We start from the raw sequence: 16,919 nt of genomic DNA on the forward strand, positions 1-16,919 counted from the left end.
ACCCGGCCTGATTTTAACTCCCTTGCCGTACCGGCCGCCGCGCACTCATTGCGCGCCGCCGGAATTTTGTGTTTCGGTGCCCTCTGGCTCGTCGCTTTCGTTGTCTTCGAATTCGTGACGGATTACGCGGAAAAGCTCCTCAACGGTTTCTTCTTCCAGCTCCGTCCGACGAACGATGTCTTCCTTGCTGACTGCCAATACGGCGCGGCCCGTGTCGAGGCCGATTTTCTTTAATTCATCGAGAATCCAACCTTCGATTTCGTCCTGGAATTCATCCAGAGCAATATCTTCCTCGAAGTCGCCGGCATCCCGGAATACGTCGATTTCCATGCCTACGAGGCGGGAAGCCAGTTTAATGTTGGCGCCTCCGCGGCCGATAGCCAGTGAAACCTGGTCTGGCTTTAAGAACACCGAAACCCGTCCAGTTTGTTCGTTGATTTTCATCGACGTCAGTTTGGCCGGCGACAAGGCCCGGGCAATGTAGAGCTCCAGGTTGTCGGTGTAATTGATGATATCAATGTTCTCGTTTTCTAATTCACGCACAACAGCGTGAATACGAGAACCCTTCATCCCTACGCAAGCACCTACGGGGTCAATACGGTCGTCGTAGCTTTCTACGGCTACTTTGGCGCGCTCGCCCGGCTCGCGCACGATATTCTTGATGGTGATGAGGCCATCGAAGATTTCGGGCACTTCCTGCTCCATGAGGCGCTCCAGAAAAGCCGGCGCGGCCCGCGACAGAATGATTTTGGGAGTGCCATTCAGCACGTCTACGCGGTGTACTACGGCCCGGATGGTGTCGCCTTTGCGGTAGCGGTCCTTCGGGATTTGCTCACCCTTGGGCAGCACCAACTCGTTTTCGTCTTTGTCCAAGATGAGTGCCTCACGGCCCCACACCTGGTACACCTCACCAACTACAATTTCGCCAACCTGGTCTTTGTAAGCCTGGTAAAGATTGTCGCGCTCCAAGTCTTTCACACGCTGAATCAGCGTTTGACGGGCCATGAGCACAGCCCGGCGACCAAAGTCTTCGAGCTTGATTTCTTCGGCTACCGATTCGCCTACCTCATAATCAGGCTCAATCTTCTGAGCTTCCGCCAGCGGAATTTTGTCGAGGTCCCAAATATCTTCCGAGTTATCGTCCACGATTTCGCGGTTCCGATAGATTTCTAGGTCGCCCTTGTCCACGTTCAGGATGACGTCGAAGTTCGAGTCATCATCGTACTTCTTCCGAATCATCGTGCGGAACACCTCCTCCAGGATGCTCATCATCGTGGGGCGGTCGATGTTCTTCGACCGGGCGAATTCGGCAAACGATTCAATCAGGACGTTGCTGTTCATAAAACGCTGATTTAAGCTGATGTTTTTGAATCACTGATTAACGCTGATTCTGTTGATTTTGAACTACTCTGAGAACAAGCGGCGCACCGCAGTTGCTGACAGAGCAGACCAACTGATCAAGGAAAATCAGTGACTTACTTAAAGGAGATGACCACTTTGGCTTCCTGAATGCTAGTGAAAGGCACCAGGGCGGCTGGCAGGGTTTTCTTTTTATTTTTCTCTTTTACTTCCTCCGCCAGTTGAATGCCATCGGCTTCAACGGCTTCCAGAGCGCCAGTTTTCTCGCTGCCGTCGGTGAGTTTAAGGCTCAGGTTGCGGCCTACGTGGCGGGTGTACTGGCGCGGGTCGCGCAGGGGCTGGTCGGCACCCGGCGAGGTTACTTCCAAGGTATAGCTGGCGTCTTCGCCGTACTCCTCATCAACGCGGCGAGCCAAACGACGGCTAACTTGGGCGCACTCATCAATGCCTACCCCCTGTTCACCGTCGAGAGTGACGGTAACTTTAGGACGGATGGCATCCGAAACGGTCAGGTCCACCACGAACAGGCTGCCATCGGTAGGCAAGCTGTCTTGTAGCAGTTCCGCGAGGCGGGCACGGTCAAGTTTCATAAGCGAGGCACCAGGTGATAAAAGAAAGAGGGGACTATCCGTCCCCTCTTCACGTGTTGTAGTTTGCAAGCGCAAAGATACTACAATTTTACCCCCAAAACAAGCCTTGCGTGCGGGTTAGCGCTGAACCGTGAGCCAGCCTTTGGCAGTGCGGCCTTCCGTGTCTTGCAGATGGTAGTAATAGGTGCCATCGGGTAGGTTGGCGCCGCTCCAATCGTTGCGGTAAGTGGTAGTTTCGTACACTTTTGCGCCCCAACGACTGAACACACGCAGACTAGCCGGCTGGCAGCTGAAGTGCGGAATGAAGGTCTCGTTTTTAGTATCGCCATTGGGCGTGATAATGTTGGGCACGAAAACCTCACCGACTACTACCGGGGCAAAGCTGGTTTCCACGGTGCAATTAGAGTAGCGGGCCGTGAGCTTTACCAGGTAGGTACCGGGGGTAGTAAATATGTGCACAGGTTTCTCTTCCTTCGAAATTGGGCTGCCGTCGCCAAAGTCCCACTCGTAGGTGCCGCCGGTTAGTACGGGCTCGAACGGGCAAGAAAAGGGAGCTAGCCCAGTAGGCACCGGCTGGCCGGGGTAGCGCGGAGCTATGGCGCATTCGGGCACGCTCAGAGGAAAATTGACGGTAGGGGAAGGCGCCAACAATACCTGCCGGGTAGCAGTGGCTGGGCAGCCATTGGCCGTGACTGTGTAAGTGAGCGTGAAAATGCCTCCGCGCAGCTTGGTGTCGGGCGGGGTGAAGTGGCCATCAGCCGTGACGCCAGGACCGCTCCAGACGCCCCCGGCCGGGCTGGCCCCCGTCAGGGTAATAGTCTGGGTTTCGTAAGCACACAGCGTGAGGTTGGGGCCCGCTACAGGGGTAGGCGGCGCATTCACCGTGATGACGCGGGTAGCGCTGCCACAGCCCAGCGAATCGGAGAGGGAATAGGTGAGCGTGTAAGTGCCTGGCCCGGCCTGCCGAGGGTTGAATACATTGCCTGTAAGGCCCTTCACCTGACTCCAGGTGCCGCCTGCCGGCGTCACTTGCAGCGTCACCGGAGCGCCATCGGCGCAAAGTGCTGGCACTGGAGGAATGGTAATAGTGCGAACTGGCGTAACAATCATGCGCAGGGGGCGGGTGCTTTGGCAAACGCCCGTGGTGGTGGCTGTGTAGTACAGCACGTTGCGGCCTACTAGCTCAGCAGAAGGTAGGAATTGGTAAGATCCATTAGGCAGGCGGCTTACGCCTGGGCCCTGCCAGGTGCCACCCGCAGGCTGTCCGCCCAATACAATGGGGCCATTGTCGGCGCACACGTAGCGGGTAGGGCCTGGGTCGGCTACGATAATACCAAAGTCAATTTTGAAGGCTGCGTTATTGCAGTTGATGCTGCCGTTGGTTTTCGAGAAGTAATTGGCCCCCGGAGGGGTAGGGAACCCGCCGGTGCCGCGGCAGCTGCCACACACTGCTTGGTACACCATACCGCGCTTATCAAAGCGGGAGGTGCCCCCATCGACGTGCTCCCCGGCGCCGCCGTTTTCGCCGTAGAAGGTAGCGTACTCAATGTTGCGCAAACCCGCTCCGAACTGCACCAGGTAAAAATCGGAGCCATCGGAGGAAGGTTTGATGGCATTGGGCGTTACTGGCAGCCGACCCATGAAGGAGGGCCCGTAGCCGCGGTTGGTACTGCCACCCCAGCCGCACAGGTACACCCGCTCACAATCATCAACTAGAAAAGCGGTGGGGGAGAGGTCGTGGGCTTGGGGCTGCCCACTGCCAAAAGCTGTAGAGTATAGCCCGGTTTTCAGATCAGGAGTCAGTTTTTGAATAAACTGCTGCCCACCAGCCACACCATATAGCCCCGGCGTAATGGGGTAGCGGCCGTCCGTCTGGCCCAGCACATACACGTTATTGGCGCCATCGAGCTGCACGAAATAGGCAAGGTCGTTTTCGGCGGTGCCGAGCAGCGTGGCGGCCTGCACGGTGCTGCCGCTGGTGGCAAAGCGCGCCACAAATCCATTCGTTCCTGTTGGGGTAGTTGTCAGGAAGGCACCGGAGGTTACCGGAAAGTCGGAGCTGGTGCTGCTGCCGGCCACGTACACGGCCTGATCGGTGCTGAGCTGAATGGAGCAGGCTCCTTCATCGGCGGAGCCACCCAGTAGGGTACTCCAGAGCAAGCTGCTGAGGTTGGCGTTGAGTTTGGCTACCACGGCATCGGCGGCGCCGCGCAGCGTACCCCGACCTCCGCCTCCAACCGGAAAATTGGTGCTCTGGGTGGTAGAAACTAGGTACACATTGTTGGCTCCATCGGTAATGATGTCGCCCCGGAAGGCATCTCCGTAGTTGTTCTGCAGGCCCGCCCGGAGCGTGAGGCCATCGTTGCCGCTACCCCCCAGATAGGTAGATGCCACCAGCGCATTACCCTGAGGGCTCAGAATAGAAACCACCAAGTCGGAGCCGTTTTGGTAGTAGGTAGGGCTGTCGAAATTGCCGTTAAGCGGATCAACAGCCGCGCCCCCGTTGAAGCTGGCATCGTAGGCGCTACGGGAGGTAGGGAAGTTGCGCGAGCTGGTGCTACCCAGAATAACCAGCTGGTCGAGGGCGTTTACCACAAGGCTGTGCGGAGCGTCGGCTGCCTCGCCACCCAAGTAGGTAGCATACAGCCGTGCGGCGGTACCTTGTTTACGAGTGTCATACTTGATAATGGCTATGTCCATGGCCGCTGCAAACGACTGGTCGAAGGCACCCAGGGAGGTAGGAAAGCCCGGCCCGAAGGCTACCCCGCCCGAATACATGTTGCCGTCCTCATCGTAAGTAGCCGTGTAGCCCCAGTTGTCGGCCGTAGAGCCAGTGTAAGAGGAGAAGACTACGGTTGGGTCAATTACAAGCGGCCGGCGCACGTCGTACGTGCCAAGGCGGAAGCTTACTACCCCATTGCGCAGCTCATACTGGCAGCTGACGGCCTGGCGCTGGCCACCGGGAGCTTCCTGCCAGGCTTTAGGAGCCTGCTCTATTACTTCTCCTACCGAAGTCTTGATGCGCAACATACCCTCCCGCAGCTCAACCGCGCCGGCTCCTTGGTAGCGCAACCGGATCTGGTCGGGACGGGCGCCAGGGGCCACCGTGAAATCGTACTCCAATAGGGCCGCCGCGTTTTCGTACAGCTTAATCCCAATGCCGGGGTACACATTGGTATAGGTCACTTCCCGAAAGCCGGGAACCTTGCTGGCCCAGTGGCTGGGGTCTTTGCCGAGGTAGTAGTTGCGCACTTCGGCGGTGGGCTTGTTTCCTTGCACCGTGGCGCGTGAGTTGCCGCCCTCAAACAGCATAGCATAGGCGTGGCTGCGCAGGGTAGGGGCAGGCGTACCGGTGGTGTGCTCGTGGGCCGCCTGCAGCGCGGCCGGGTCAGCGAGGGTGTAGGTGAAGCCGGTAGAGGTCAGGAAGAGCCGGCCAGCGGGTAGCTCGGCCATGTAGCGGGCCCGGGCATCCCACTGGCCCCGGTTTTCCACAAACTCCAGGGTAGGCGTAGGAGCGGGCGACGCAGTACGCACAAGCGGCCTGCCGGGCGGTAGAGCCTGGGTTGTAAGAGAAAGGAGTAAGGATAAGAGAATGAGGGTAATACGTATTGTCATCGGCAAAAGAAATAAGAGGGAAGAAAGGTACGGAAAGCAGCCGCAAAACCCATGCGTTTCCAGACGCGGGCAGGTTGTGCGGAACGGCTACCTTTGTGCCTGATCCTGTTGCTGGAAAAAGGTTGCCTGTGCGTCGTTCGTTTGCCTTCAAGTGTACCGTGTTGCTGATGCTGTGGGTGCTGGCAGCTATTGCCTGCGCCCAGATTCCGGCTTACACCTTCTGGCCTGCCATTTTCGGCGCCCTCACCCTACCCCTTGCCTTGGGGCTAAACCTGCTGGCGGGTTTGTACTGGCTGTTGCGGCGCTGGCTAGTGGCCCTATTGCCCTTGGGGCTGGCGGTGCTTACTTGGCCGCATTTCCAACGGGGGCTAGCCGTGCACCCCTTCCACCTGGCCTCTGCGGTCGAAGAGAATGCCGGCGGGCCAATTGTAAAACTGCTGTCGGCCAACGTGCGCATTTTCAATGTGTATCCGCAATTGCGCGACGCCGATTTAAACTCCTCGCGGGAGATGGTACGTTGGCTGGCCGAAAACCCCGCCGACATTCTCTGCCTTCAGGAGTTCTATAATGAGCCCGTAGGCACCCGCTCCCCTGACGGCAACGTGTTCCGCACAGTGGACCAGATCGGGCGAAAGTCGGGCCGGCAGGTTTTCTTATCGAAGACGCTGACCAACAGCGCCGGTGCGGAGTTTGGCATGGCTATTTTTAGCCGGTTCCCGATTGTGGGGAAGGGTACCATCAGCTTCGGCAAGCTCACCCAGAACCACGCCATGTGGGCCGATATTCGTCTGCCTTCCCAGGATACCATTCGGGTGTTCAGCTTCCACCTGCAGAGCATGAGCATGGAGGAAAAAGACATTGTAGACAGCTACTCTAGCAAGGCCGGTCTCAAGCAGAAAGGGCTGGGGCTACTACGCCGCTTTAAGCGCGGGGCCGTGGCCCGACACTGGCAGGTAGATACCCTGGTCCGCCGCTTTGAGCGCAGCCGCTACCCCCTGCTGCTGTGCGCCGACCTCAACGACGTGCCCTACAGCTACAGCTACGACCAATTGGCCGACCACTTCCAGAATGCTTGGGCTGCTGTGGGCAACGGCGTGGGCAGCACTTACAATGGCCGCCTACCCTTCGTGCGCATCGATAACCAGTTTGCTGGGCCGCAGTGGCGGATAGAGGACTTTCAAATACACTACAATATTCCTTACTCCGACCATTTCCCCAGCACCGCTACCTACCAGTTGCGCGGCGACGGAGACCCTGAGTAGTTTTATACTACAAAGCTTGCTTCATAAACTGGCTGGGGAACTTTATAGACTACTCTGCTCTGCTTTTGTGCCGTTTGGGATGGGGTTTGTACTTAGTTGCTGAAAAATAAGGGCCAGATGCAGCCATTTTCCATCCTTCTCTGTTAGTACTGCCCGCAACCTAGAATGGGTGGTAGCGCGCAGGTTACAAAATCTGTGCAATCCGCTTACTCTGCAGAATCTGCGGTTACTTTTGTATTCATGCAGCCTACCTTCTCGCTCTACAACACGCTTACCCGCCGCAAAGCCCCGTTTCAGCCCCTTAACGCGCCTTTTGTAGGCGTGTACCTCTGCGGACCTACCGTTTACAGCGAGGCGCACGTGGGCAATGCCCGCGGCCCGGTGGTTTTTGATGTGCTCACGCGCTACCTCCGCCACTTAGGCTACACCGTACGCTACGTGCGCAACATCACGGATGTAGGCCACCTGGAAGGTGATGCTGACGAGGGCGAGGACAAAATCAGCAAACGCGCCCGCGCTCAGCAGCTGGAGCCCATGCAGGTAGCCGAGCAGTACACCAACCTCTACCAGAACCACATGGAGGCTCTGGGCTGCCTACCCCCCGATATTACCCCCCGGGCCAGTGGCCACATCACGGAGCAGATTGACATGATCCAGCAGATCATCGACAACGGCTTTGGCTACGAAATCAACGGCTCAGTGTACTTTGATGTACCAGCCTATAACGCGGCAGGTAGGGGATATGGCAAGCTCTCGAACCGAGTAGTAGAGGAGTTGCTGGCCGGCTCCCGTGACAACCTAGCGGGCCAGGATGAGAAGCGCAGCCCCCTGGATTTTGCCCTCTGGAAAAAAGCCGATGAGCGTCACCTCATGCACTGGCCCTCGCCCTGGAGCGAAGGGTTTCCGGGCTGGCACCTGGAATGCTCGGCTATGAGCCGTAAATACCTCGGCGCTGAGTTCGACATTCATGGTGGCGGGCTAGACTTGATGTTCCCCCACCACGAGTGCGAAATTGCCCAAAGTCAGGCGTGCAACCACCCTACCAACGAGGCTCAGGTGTGGATGCACAACAATATGATTACGGTGAATGGCCAGAAGATGAGCAAGTCTCTCGGCAATTTCATCACCATTAGTCAGCTTTTCGAAGGCACCAACAGTACACTCTCCCAGGCCTATTCGCCCATGACGGTGCGCTTCTTTCTGTTGCAGGCGCACTACCGCAGCACCATTGATATTACCGATGATGCCCTGCAGGCAGCCCGCAAAGGGTACCGTAAGCTTATGAACGGCCTGCGCCTGCTCGATAAGCTAGTGCTACCCCAGGGAACCGAGCAAACCGCCGACACAGCCGCCGCTGACGCGGAACTGCGCAAGCTTTCGGCCGACTGCTTCACGGGTATTAACGATGACCTGAACACGGCCCGTACTATTGCGAGCCTGTTTAACCTGCTGCGCAAACTCAACGCCTACGCTGCCAACCTAGCCACGCTGGCGCAGGTTAGCGCCGAGGCGCTGACCGAAGCCACCACCACGTTCCGGACGCTGGTGCAGGACGTGCTGGGCCTGCAGGATGAGCCGCGCGCCAATGTAGAGGACCTGTTGGGCCTGACCCTCGACTTCTACAAAATTGCCAAGCAAAGCGCCACTCAGGCCCGCGAAGAAGGCAACATGGAAGAGGCTACCAAGCACTATGGTGAAATCGACCGTATCCGAGCGGCTCTGAAAGACCAGGGCATTGTGGTGAAAGACACCAAAGCCGGCGTAGATTGGGCATATAGCGAAGAATAAGCAGTAGCGCGAAGCTCCAGCTTCGCGGCGTGCCCGCGCTGAGTGCGGGCGGCAGTAACCCCGACTGTTCAACGAGGTACGAAGCTGGAGCTTTGTGCCGCTGGTAATGCTCCCCGAATGAACCTTCTTTCTCGTCTTGCTCCGGCCGCAATGGTAGCCTTGCTGCTGCTCACGGCCTGCCCCTCTAAAAAGGAAACTACCGAAGCCGAAACCTCCGCGGCCAGTCAGCCTACCCTACCCAAGGCACCGGACTTCAATCCGGACTCGGCCTATGCCTATACGGCCAAGCAAGTAGCTTTTGGTCCGCGCGTGCCCAATACCAAGGCCCACGTACAAACTGGCGACTGGATTATCGGCAAGTTCAAGGAGGCCGGGCTGACGGTAAAGGAGCAGCCGTTTGAGGCTATGGCGTTTGATGGGAAAATGCTGAAATCACGCAACATCATTGCCCAGTATATGCCGCAGGCGCCTCGCCGCATTGCCATCTTCACTCACTGGGATACCCGCCCCTTCGCCGATAAAGACAAGGAGCACAAAAACCAACCCCTCGATGGTGCTTCCGATGGCGCCAGCGGGGTAGGCATTGCCCTCGAAATGGCTCGAATTCTTTCTCAGCAGAAGGACGCGGCCGCACCCGGAGTTGGGGTAGATTTTATTCTTTTCGACTCAGAAGACTATGGCTACGACGGCAGCACCCAAAGCGAGAAAAAGAACCTATTGGGCCAGCAGGAAACTTGGTGCCTAGGCTCGCAGCACTGGGCCAAAAACATGGTACCCACCAACTACAAGCCTAACTATGGCATTCTGCTGGACATGGTGGGCGCCAAAAACGCCAAGTTCACCCGCGAGCAGCTTTCCCGCGAAAAAGCCGCCGACGTGGTAGAGAAAGTGTGGAATAACGCCGCCCAGCTTGGCTTTTCCGACTACTTCCTGTTCACGGATGGCTACGGCCTCACCGACGACCACGTGTTCACGAACCAGGCCGGCGTACGCACCATCGATGTTATCGACTTCCTGCCTAACGGGGAGTTTCAGCCCTACCACCACACTACCCAGGACAATATGAGCATCATCGACAAGCGGACGCTCAAGGCCGTGGGCCAAACTCTCCTGACGACTATTTACGCCGAGTAGCCTACCCCTACCAGAACGCAAAAGCCCTGACAATATGCATTGTCAGGGCTTTTGCGTTCTGGTAGGGGTAGGCACTTAGTAGCTCAACAGCTTATAGTAATACACAGTGGCGAGCTGTTCGCCTTTCTCGTTATACACAAAGTTAGGAATGGCGCCTACTGGTACGTAGCCGAGGCCCTGGTACAGTTGCTCTGAGGGGGCACCCTGTAAGGTGTCCAACACCAGCGTAGTGCGGTGGTGTTGCCGTGCTACGCGCTCCACCTCCTGCATAAGCTGGCGGCCAATGCCTTGGCGCTGGGCTTTGCTATGCACCAGTAACTTGGCTACCTCGGCGCGGTGTAGCCCATTAGCTTTCCGAACTAGGTGCAGTTGTACGGTGCCAACCAGCTCTCCATTCTGTTCCGCTACTACCAGCAGTACGTTGCCCGACGGCAGCAGCGCTTCAATCTCCTGCCAATACTCACGGGCCTCAGCAGCAGCCAGGGGCAGCAGAAACCCTACCGAGGCGCCTGCATCAACGGCGTCCTGCAGCAGTTCGGTCAGGCCAGGGAGGTAGGGCGGAAACTCAGCGGCTGATAAAAGACGAAGGACGATAGACATACCAGACAGGGGTAGGGATTACAGATATTCCAGGCGGGCGCCGGCCTCATCAACCGACAAGCGAGCCTGCCGACCCACGATTAGGGCCATGTTCTGGGGCTCGTGGCCGACAGGGAAGCCGTGCGCAATCGGGAAGCCGTACTTGCCGGCGTAGTGCTGAATGATTTCGTTGGGTGTCTGGCCGTAGGGCACGGCGTTGTCCTGGGGGTTGGTGAAATGCCCTACCAGCAGGCCCGTTAAGTTGCGCAGCTTGCCGGTGCGGTCCAGGTGCAGCATCATCCGGTCGATGGCGTAGAGGTATTCGTCGATATCCTCCAGGAATAGGATGCGGCCGTTGGTGGGGCAGTCGGAGGCGGTGCCGGTGAGGGTTTGTAGCAGGCTCAGGTTGCCGCCAATCAGCTCGCCGGTAGCGGTGCCAAGCTGGTTGAGCGGATGGGCTGGCAACGTGTAGCGAAGCGCTTCCCCAAACAATGTCTTCCGCAGGCTTTCCACGGATTCAGCTCCTTCTTCCTGATGAAACAGCAGCGGCATTACGCCATGAATACTTTGGTGCCCGAGCTTCAGCAAATGGCAATGCAGAGTGGTAATGTCGGAGAAGCCAACAATCCATTTGGGGTCCTGCGCGAAGCGTGAAAAGTCGAGGCCATCGATGATGCGTGGGGTGCCGTAGCCGCCGCGGGCGCACAGAATAGCCCGGATGCCGGGGTTGTCGAGCTGCTGCTGAAAGTCTTGGCGGCGTACATCATCATCGCCGCCAAACTGGTGATGCGCTACGTTGGTGCTGGCTCCTAATACGACCCGCAGCCCCCAGCTTTCCAGCGTGGCAACAGCCGCCGCCAGTTCCTCGTGCGAGGCTTTGCGGGCAGGACAGACAATAGCAACCTGGTCGCCGGGGCGGAGGGGAGCGGGGGCAGTGGTAGGCATAAGGCAGGTAGGGAATTCAGACGCCACAAACCTAAATAAACCCAGCGCCAAAAACGCTACCTCAACGCAAGGGCGGGGGTAGGGCTGGTGGTATCTTTGTGGTGGCGGGCGTAGCTCGTGCCCTCTTGCGTATGAAATTTTACCTTCTGTTGCTCCTTCTTTGCCTGAGCCTGTGGCCGGCCAGCCTGCGGGCCCAGGTAGCCCCCGATACCACCCGGGGCCGCTACCATCGGCCGGTATTCCGGCAGGTGAATGTGCGGCGCAACGTAGAATTTGGGCAGGCTACTACCTTGCTCGGCCTCTCGCAAACGTTGTACATGGATGTGTATGAGCCGGCCGGCGATACCGTGCGCCGCCGGCCGCTGGTGGTGCTGGCCCATGAAGGCGGCTTCCTGACCGGCACCCGCGACGATGCTGTCATGACGGCCCTCTGCAACCGGCTGGCGCGGCTGGGCTACGTGGCGGCTACCATTGATTATCGCCTGTACTTCTTTCCGTTTGATACCGTGGGCATTGGGCGCGCGGCCATTCGCGCCACGCAGGACATGCGGGCGGCGGTGCGGTTTTTCCGGCACGATGCGGCCACGGCTAAGAAATTTCGAGTGCATCCGGGCTACGTGTTCGTGGGCGGCTCCTCCGCCGGGGGCTTTATGGCCCTGCAAACCGGCTACCTCAACAAAGCGGCTGAAGTGCCCGCCTACCTTGATCTGAAAGCCCTGGGTGGCCTGGAAGGCAGCGGCGGCCATCCTGGGTATAGCAGTCGGCCCCGCGGGGTTATTAACCTGTGTGGCGCTTTGGCCCGAGCCTCCTGGCTGGAAGCCGGCGACGTGCCCCTTTGTAGCGTGCATGGCACCCGCGACGGGTTAGTGCCGTATGGGCGGGGCACAGTAGGCTCGGCCCTACCCCCGCAACTGGTGTATGGCAGCGGCGCCCTCCGCGCTCGGGCCAATGCCGTGGGCGTGCCCAATGTGTTGCGCCGACTGCGCGGGGCCGGTCATGTACCGTACTCGTTCGAGCCGACTTACCTTGATTCTGCCTTCTTTGCCATGCGTGACTTTCTGCGCCCTTTACTAGGGGTAGGAGCCCCTGGCCCTCTGCTGGCCGCTGCCCTTAACCCCCGCCGCACCGCACAAGTAACCGCCTTGCTGCTGCCTCGCCGAATCGGTTTGCAAGGCTTACCTGCTCCCGCCGAAATAACCTGGCGGCCGGATCTGCTAAAAGCCGTACCCGATTCAACCCAACGTGCAACTGCACCAGCTCCCTCACTACCGGCTGCTGATGCAGTTCCTGCCGCTCCGGCGGTTTCTGCTCCTCCAAGGGGTAGCAAATCAGAGCAAGAGCGCTAGGGAAAAGCCGGGGCTTACTTCCTAAACCAGAAAACCCCACCTGACGCAGCCAGGTGGGGTTTTCGGTTCTTGATCAGCGCTACTACGCCGAAATTTCCTCGGCGAGAGACGCTACGCTGATAGGGCGCAGGCGGCCGGTCCGGACAATGAAGGCGCCGTATTTGCGCAGGGTGTCGCGGTGACGGATGAGGTTCTCCAGGGCTACGTAGCCCACTACGTATTCATCCTCATCGGCTTCTTCGGAAATCTCGCTGAAATCGAGCAGGTCGATAATGCGGTCTTCGTCGGTGCGGAGGTAGATTTCCACTTCCAGATCGGAGGCATAGGTAGGCGGGTTCGCCGCTTTGGAATACTGATACGTGAAGCCTTGCCGGAGGGCCGCCAGGTCAGCCAGCACGGCCGAGCCAGTGGGGTGCCCGCCGGCACCGCGGCCGCGCAGAAACTGCTCACCGGCAAAATCGGCTTCAATTACTACCCCGTTAAACTCGTGGTCTACGGCGTAGAGCGGCGACTCAGGGCCGACAAGCTGGGGCGTTACCAACACCGTCACGCGGCCATCGGGCAGGCGTTGCAGGCCGGCCACTACCTTTATTTTCTGGCCCTGGCTGGCGGCAAAGGCAATATCAACGGCATTAATTCCCTCAATACCCAGGTTAAGCACTTGCTCCGGCTGCAGAAACGCGCCGTAGGCGTGCGCGGCCAGCAACACGGCCTTGGAGCGCGGGTCGAAAGCGCCCATGTCCAGGCTGGGGTCAGTTTCAGCAAAACCCCGTTCCTGAGCTTCGGCCAGGGCTGATGAGTACTCCGAGCCTTCCTCGCCCATGCGCGTAAGCACGTAGTTGGAGGAGCCATTGAGGATGCCCGTCAGGCGGCTTAAAGGCTCTGCGCTGAAATAGGCATCCAGCGTCCGGATAATAGGAATGCTGCCGCACACGGCGGCCTCATATAATAAGGTGCCCTGGCCTTCGCGCTGCAGTTGCACCAGCTCGGGGAGGTGGCGGGCCAGCATGGCTTTGTTGGCCGTTACTACCCGGCGGCCGCGGCGCAAGGCCTCAGCTACCAGCCGGAACGCTGCGTCAGCATCGTCGATTACTTCTACCAGCACGTCCAGCGTGTCGTCGTTCAATAGGGCTTCCGCATCGAACTCAAACCGCTCAGCCGGTAGTGGCCGAATTTTGTCCGGCGTTTTTACCACAATGCGGGCTATGTAGAAACCAGCGTCGGGCTGCTGATCCAGAATATCGTAGAGGCCCTGGCCTACGCAGCCAAACCCAATCAGGCCTACCCGCCAGGGCCGGGCAACAAAGGAAGCAGAAGCGGGGGCAGCGTTAGTGGGCATAGCTCTGAACGTAGAATCGGTCGAGGAAATGAGTGATCTGGGCAGTTTCAATCAGGAAGCCGTCGTGGCCATAGTGCGAGTCCATTTCAGCGTACATGGCTCCCCGGATGTGGCGGGCTAGCAGTTGCTGCTCGGAGGTCGGGAACAACACATCGGAGGTAATACCAATAACCAGCGTGCGGGCCCGGATGCGGTCCAGAGCGGCTTTCACGCTTCCCCGGCCCCGGCCCACATGGTGGCTATCCATGGCTCTTGACAGCGTGACGTAGCTGTAGGCATTGAAGCGGTTCACTAGCTTATCGCCTTGGTAGCGCTGGTAAGAGCTGGCGAGGTAGTCCGTCAGTTTCGTGTCGTCGGTGTCCGTCTGGGTTTGGCCGTAGGCTTGGTAGCTGCGGTAGCTGAGCAGGGCCAGGGCCCGGGCTGCCCGCAGGCCCGCCGCACCGCCTTCGGGCGTGGCGGTGGGGTAGGAGGGGTCGGCGAAGATGGCCAGGCGCTGGGCCTCGTTGAAGGCAATACCCCAGGCCGAGTGCCGGGCGTTGGTAGCCAATAGCACTAAGTTCTCGAACAACTCGGGCCGTTGCACTGCCCATTCCACGGCCTGCTGCCCCCCCAGAGAGCCCCCAATCAAGGTATGAATAGAGGTCAGGGCCAGGTGCTCGCGCAGAGCTTCGTGAGCCGCTACCATGTCGCGGATGGTGAGTAGCGGAAACTCGTCGTACGCTACCTGTTCGGTCAGCGGGTCGGGGGTAAGCGGGCCCGTAGTGCCGTAGCAGGAGCCTAGCACATTAGCGCACACAATGAACCAGTCGGCCGGATCAAAATGGCAGCCGGCGCCAAACAAGCCGGGCCACCAACTTAGCACATCGGCATTAGCCGTAAGGGCATGGCACACCCACACCACATTGTCGCGGGCGGCATTGAGGCGGCCGTAAGTATGATAGGTAACTTCTACCCGGGGCAGCGTGGCCCCGCTTTCCAGTCGCAGAGGACGGGGTAGGCGGAACAGGTGTGGTTCTTCGGGCTCAGCCATAATAGGAGCGTCTGTCAGCCGAAGCGGCGCCAGGGAGCTTCTCACAGGAGCCGCGGGAGTATCAATCGTCTTCACAGGAGAAAATCCTTGCCGCGTCATCCTGACGCATGGTGGTAGTAATGCGCTAAAACCTAGCCCGCGGGCGGAGCCGATTCTGCCCGGCTCCGCCCCGGCTAAGCGCGGGCGGCTGTCTGCTGAAGATTCCTTTCTCACAAAAAACTTCAGCGCCTACCCGCTTACCGCGGTGCTGGAAGCTGCTACCTGGCGGCTCTCTCACCTGCCGCCAGGCATCAATCAACCCCTCTCAAGTGCTAGACTTCCAGCGTAGCGGCGTGTTCGGGTTCTGGTTCGGGCAGCAGGGTGCTGCCGTTATCCTCAGAGGAAACCGAGGCCGCGTTGCGTACAGCATCAAATGCTTGCGCCAGATCGGCCCGGATGTCCTCGAAGTGCTCAATGCCTACCGAGAGGCGCAGCAGGGTAGGCGTTACGCCGGCCGCGCGCTGCTCCTCGTCGGAGAGTTGCTGGTGGGTAGTGGCCGAGGGCTGAATGATCAGCGTCTTAGCATCGCCTACGTTTGCCAAGTGGCTTATCAGCTTCAGGTTATCAATAAACTGGGTGGCCGTTTCCTTGCTGCCTTTGATGGCGAAGGTGAGCACCCCGCCATAGCCGCGCTTCAGGTATTTCTGAGCCAGGGTGTGGTAAGGGCTGCTCTTGAGGCCGGGGTAGTTCACGGCCTCTACCTGCGGATGCTGTTCCAGCCAGGTAGCCACGCGCAGGGCGTTTTCCACGGTGCGGTCTACGCGCAGGCTCAGCGTTTCCAGCCCCTGAATCAGCTGCCAGGCGTTGAATGGGCTCTGAGAGGGACCAAAGTCGCGCAGGCCCTCTACCCGCGCCCGAATGATGAAGGCAATGTTGCCGAACGGTCCGCCTTTCCCGAACACGTCATTAAACACCAGCCCGTGGTAACCTTCCGAGGGCTCCGTGAACTGCGGGAACTTGCCGTTACCAAAGTCATAGGTGCCGCCGTCCACAATCACGCCCCCAATGCTGGTGCCGTGGCCGCCAATCCACTTCGTGGCCGATTCTACCACAATGTGTGCGCCGTGCTCCAAGGGGCGGAAAAGGTAGCCCCCGGCCCCAAAGGTATTGTCTACAATCAGGGGAAGGTCGTGCTTGTTGGCAATGGCGGCAATGCGCTCAAAGTCCGGAATGCTGAAGCTGGGGTTGCCGATGGTTTCCAGGTAAAGGGCCTTGGTGTTCTCATCAATCAGGGCCTCAAACTTCTCGGGCTGGTCGCCGTCGGCAAAGCGCACCTCAATGCCCAGGCGCTTGAACGCCACCTTGAACTGGTTGTAAGTGCCGCCATACAGGTGGGTGGTGCTCACAAAATTGTCGCCAGCCTGCAGAATGTTGTTCAGGGCAATGAATTGCGCGGCCTGCCCAGAGGAAACGGCCAAGGCCGCTACGCCACCTTCCAGCGCCGCTACCCGCTGCTCGAACACGTCGGTGGTCGGGTTCATGAGGCGGGTGTAGATGTTGCCAAACTCCTTCAGCGCAAACAGATTAGCTCCATGTTCGGCGTTCTTGAACACATAGCTGGTGGTCTGGTACAGCGGCACGGCGCGGGAACCGGTTACGGGGTCGGGTTGCTGGCCGGCGTGGAGTTGGAGGGTCTCGAAGTGGAGGTTCTGCGTGGACATGGCAGGGCAGGGTTAAAGGCCGTTTGGGTATGGAAGAGGGAGCGAAAACGCTGAAGAAGAGCCACGACAAGGCGTAGCGGGGGCCGCACCCGAACCAGCATGGAGTTGCTCCGAAAGCCAGTTGGGATGCGCAGAATCCGGGTGCCGTTGTGGGTCACCGAGGGTTCAAGCCGGAAGAAGGGGTAGGGATGTTGGCTAGCCGCTCAGGGCTAGCAACAGCAACAACAGGCGC

12 protein-coding genes are annotated in these 16,919 nt (G+C 59.0%); 4 read left to right on the forward strand and 8 right to left on the reverse strand.

Annotated features, from left to right (window positions below):
- Positions 1-45: 45 nt before the first annotated feature.
- The 3 genes from nusA to DNI29_RS03020 form a co-directional block, all read right to left on the reverse strand.
- Positions 46-1,341 carry a transcription termination factor NusA gene (gene nusA / locus DNI29_RS03010; protein ID WP_110976577.1) on the reverse strand — a complete coding sequence of 432 codons (1,296 nt, stop codon included), beginning with the start codon at positions 1,339-1,341 and terminating at the stop codon, positions 46-48.
- Between the two features lie 134 nt (positions 1,342-1,475).
- Complete coding sequence (gene rimP / locus DNI29_RS03015; protein WP_202910362.1) at positions 1,476-1,949, reverse strand: ribosome maturation factor RimP; 474 nt, start codon at positions 1,947-1,949, stop codon at positions 1,476-1,478.
- 117 nt (positions 1,950-2,066) lie between these two features.
- Positions 2,067-5,483: a DUF7948 domain-containing protein gene (locus DNI29_RS03020; protein ID WP_162303485.1), complete on the reverse strand. Its 3,417-nt coding sequence runs from the start codon at positions 5,481-5,483 to the stop codon at positions 2,067-2,069.
- Positions 5,484-5,692: 209 nt separating this feature from the next.
- On the opposite strand from DNI29_RS03020, the gene DNI29_RS03025 reads away from it, so the two are divergent.
- The 3 genes from DNI29_RS03025 to DNI29_RS03035 all read left to right on the forward strand — a co-directional run bounded on the left by DNI29_RS03025 (position 5,693) and on the right by DNI29_RS03035 (position 9,748).
- Positions 5,693-6,826 (forward strand): endonuclease/exonuclease/phosphatase family protein, encoded by a 1,134-nt coding sequence (locus tag DNI29_RS03025; RefSeq protein WP_123823046.1) that lies wholly within the window; start codon positions 5,693-5,695, stop codon positions 6,824-6,826.
- A gap of 240 nt (positions 6,827-7,066) precedes the next feature.
- Positions 7,067-8,614: a cysteine--tRNA ligase gene (cysS, locus tag DNI29_RS03030; RefSeq protein WP_110976580.1), complete on the forward strand. Its 1,548-nt coding sequence runs from the start codon at positions 7,067-7,069 to the stop codon at positions 8,612-8,614.
- Between the two features lie 117 nt (positions 8,615-8,731).
- Positions 8,732-9,748, forward strand: coding sequence for a M28 family peptidase (locus tag DNI29_RS03035; protein WP_110976581.1), 1,017 nt, complete (start codon positions 8,732-8,734; stop codon positions 9,746-9,748).
- A 75-nt stretch (positions 9,749-9,823) separates the two neighbouring features.
- Here the strand turns inward: DNI29_RS03035 and DNI29_RS03040 are convergent, their stop codons facing one another.
- Positions 9,824-10,348 carry a GNAT family N-acetyltransferase gene (locus DNI29_RS03040; protein ID WP_110976582.1) on the reverse strand — a complete coding sequence of 175 codons (525 nt, stop codon included), beginning with the start codon at positions 10,346-10,348 and terminating at the stop codon, positions 9,824-9,826.
- Between the two features lie 18 nt (positions 10,349-10,366).
- A complete protein-coding gene (locus DNI29_RS03045; protein WP_110976583.1) occupies positions 10,367-11,272 on the reverse strand; it encodes a S66 peptidase family protein in 906 nt (301 codons plus the stop codon).
- A gap of 131 nt (positions 11,273-11,403) precedes the next feature.
- Here DNI29_RS03045 and DNI29_RS03050 point away from each other — a divergent pair, with 131 nt between their 5' ends.
- Positions 11,404-12,618 (forward strand): alpha/beta hydrolase, encoded by a 1,215-nt coding sequence (locus DNI29_RS03050; protein ID WP_110976584.1) that lies wholly within the window; start codon positions 11,404-11,406, stop codon positions 12,616-12,618.
- Positions 12,619-12,700: 82 nt separating this feature from the next.
- Here DNI29_RS03050 and DNI29_RS03055 read toward each other — a convergent pair whose 3' ends face one another.
- From DNI29_RS03055 to DNI29_RS03065, 3 genes are all read right to left on the reverse strand, one after another.
- Positions 12,701-13,957: a homoserine dehydrogenase gene (locus tag DNI29_RS03055; RefSeq protein WP_110976585.1), complete on the reverse strand. Its 1,257-nt coding sequence runs from the start codon at positions 13,955-13,957 to the stop codon at positions 12,701-12,703.
- Positions 13,947-14,987: a homoserine O-acetyltransferase family protein gene (locus DNI29_RS03060; RefSeq protein ID WP_110976586.1), complete on the reverse strand. Its 1,041-nt coding sequence runs from the start codon at positions 14,985-14,987 to the stop codon at positions 13,947-13,949. The genes DNI29_RS03055 and DNI29_RS03060 overlap by 11 nt, the downstream gene beginning before the upstream one ends.
- 311 nt (positions 14,988-15,298) lie before the next feature.
- Positions 15,299-16,687 carry an O-acetylhomoserine aminocarboxypropyltransferase/cysteine synthase family protein gene (locus DNI29_RS03065; RefSeq protein WP_110976587.1) on the reverse strand — a complete coding sequence of 463 codons (1,389 nt, stop codon included), beginning with the start codon at positions 16,685-16,687 and terminating at the stop codon, positions 15,299-15,301.
- Between the last annotated feature and the right edge of the window lie 232 nt (positions 16,688-16,919).

The organism is Hymenobacter sediminis, assembly GCF_003231285.1.
Lineage (GTDB): Bacteria > Bacteroidota > Bacteroidia > Cytophagales > Hymenobacteraceae > Hymenobacter > Hymenobacter sediminis.

Excerpts from the sequence above, each read along its gene's own strand:
- DNI29_RS03040 (WP_110976582.1), bottom strand. The coding sequence starts at position 10,348 with ATGTCTATCGTCCTTCGTCTTTTATCAGCCGCTGAGTTTCCGCCCTAC.
- DNI29_RS03035 (WP_110976581.1), top strand. The coding sequence starts at position 8,732 with ATGAACCTTCTTTCTCGTCTTGCTCCGGCCGCAATGGTAGCCTTGCTG.
- DNI29_RS03055 (WP_110976585.1), bottom strand. The coding sequence starts at position 13,957 with ATGCCCACTAACGCTGCCCCCGCTTCTGCTTCCTTTGTTGCCCGGCCC.
- rimP (WP_202910362.1), bottom strand. The coding sequence starts at position 1,949 with ATGAAACTTGACCGTGCCCGCCTCGCGGAACTGCTACAAGACAGCTTG.
- nusA (WP_110976577.1), bottom strand. The coding sequence starts at position 1,341 with ATGAACAGCAACGTCCTGATTGAATCGTTTGCCGAATTCGCCCGGTCG.
- DNI29_RS03050 (WP_110976584.1), top strand. The coding sequence starts at position 11,404 with ATGAAATTTTACCTTCTGTTGCTCCTTCTTTGCCTGAGCCTGTGGCCG.
- cysS (WP_110976580.1), top strand. The coding sequence starts at position 7,067 with ATGCAGCCTACCTTCTCGCTCTACAACACGCTTACCCGCCGCAAAGCC.
- DNI29_RS03065 (WP_110976587.1), bottom strand. The coding sequence starts at position 16,687 with ATGTCCACGCAGAACCTCCACTTCGAGACCCTCCAACTCCACGCCGGC.
- DNI29_RS03060 (WP_110976586.1), bottom strand. The coding sequence starts at position 14,987 with ATGGCTGAGCCCGAAGAACCACACCTGTTCCGCCTACCCCGTCCTCTG.
- DNI29_RS03045 (WP_110976583.1), bottom strand. The coding sequence starts at position 11,272 with ATGCCTACCACTGCCCCCGCTCCCCTCCGCCCCGGCGACCAGGTTGCT.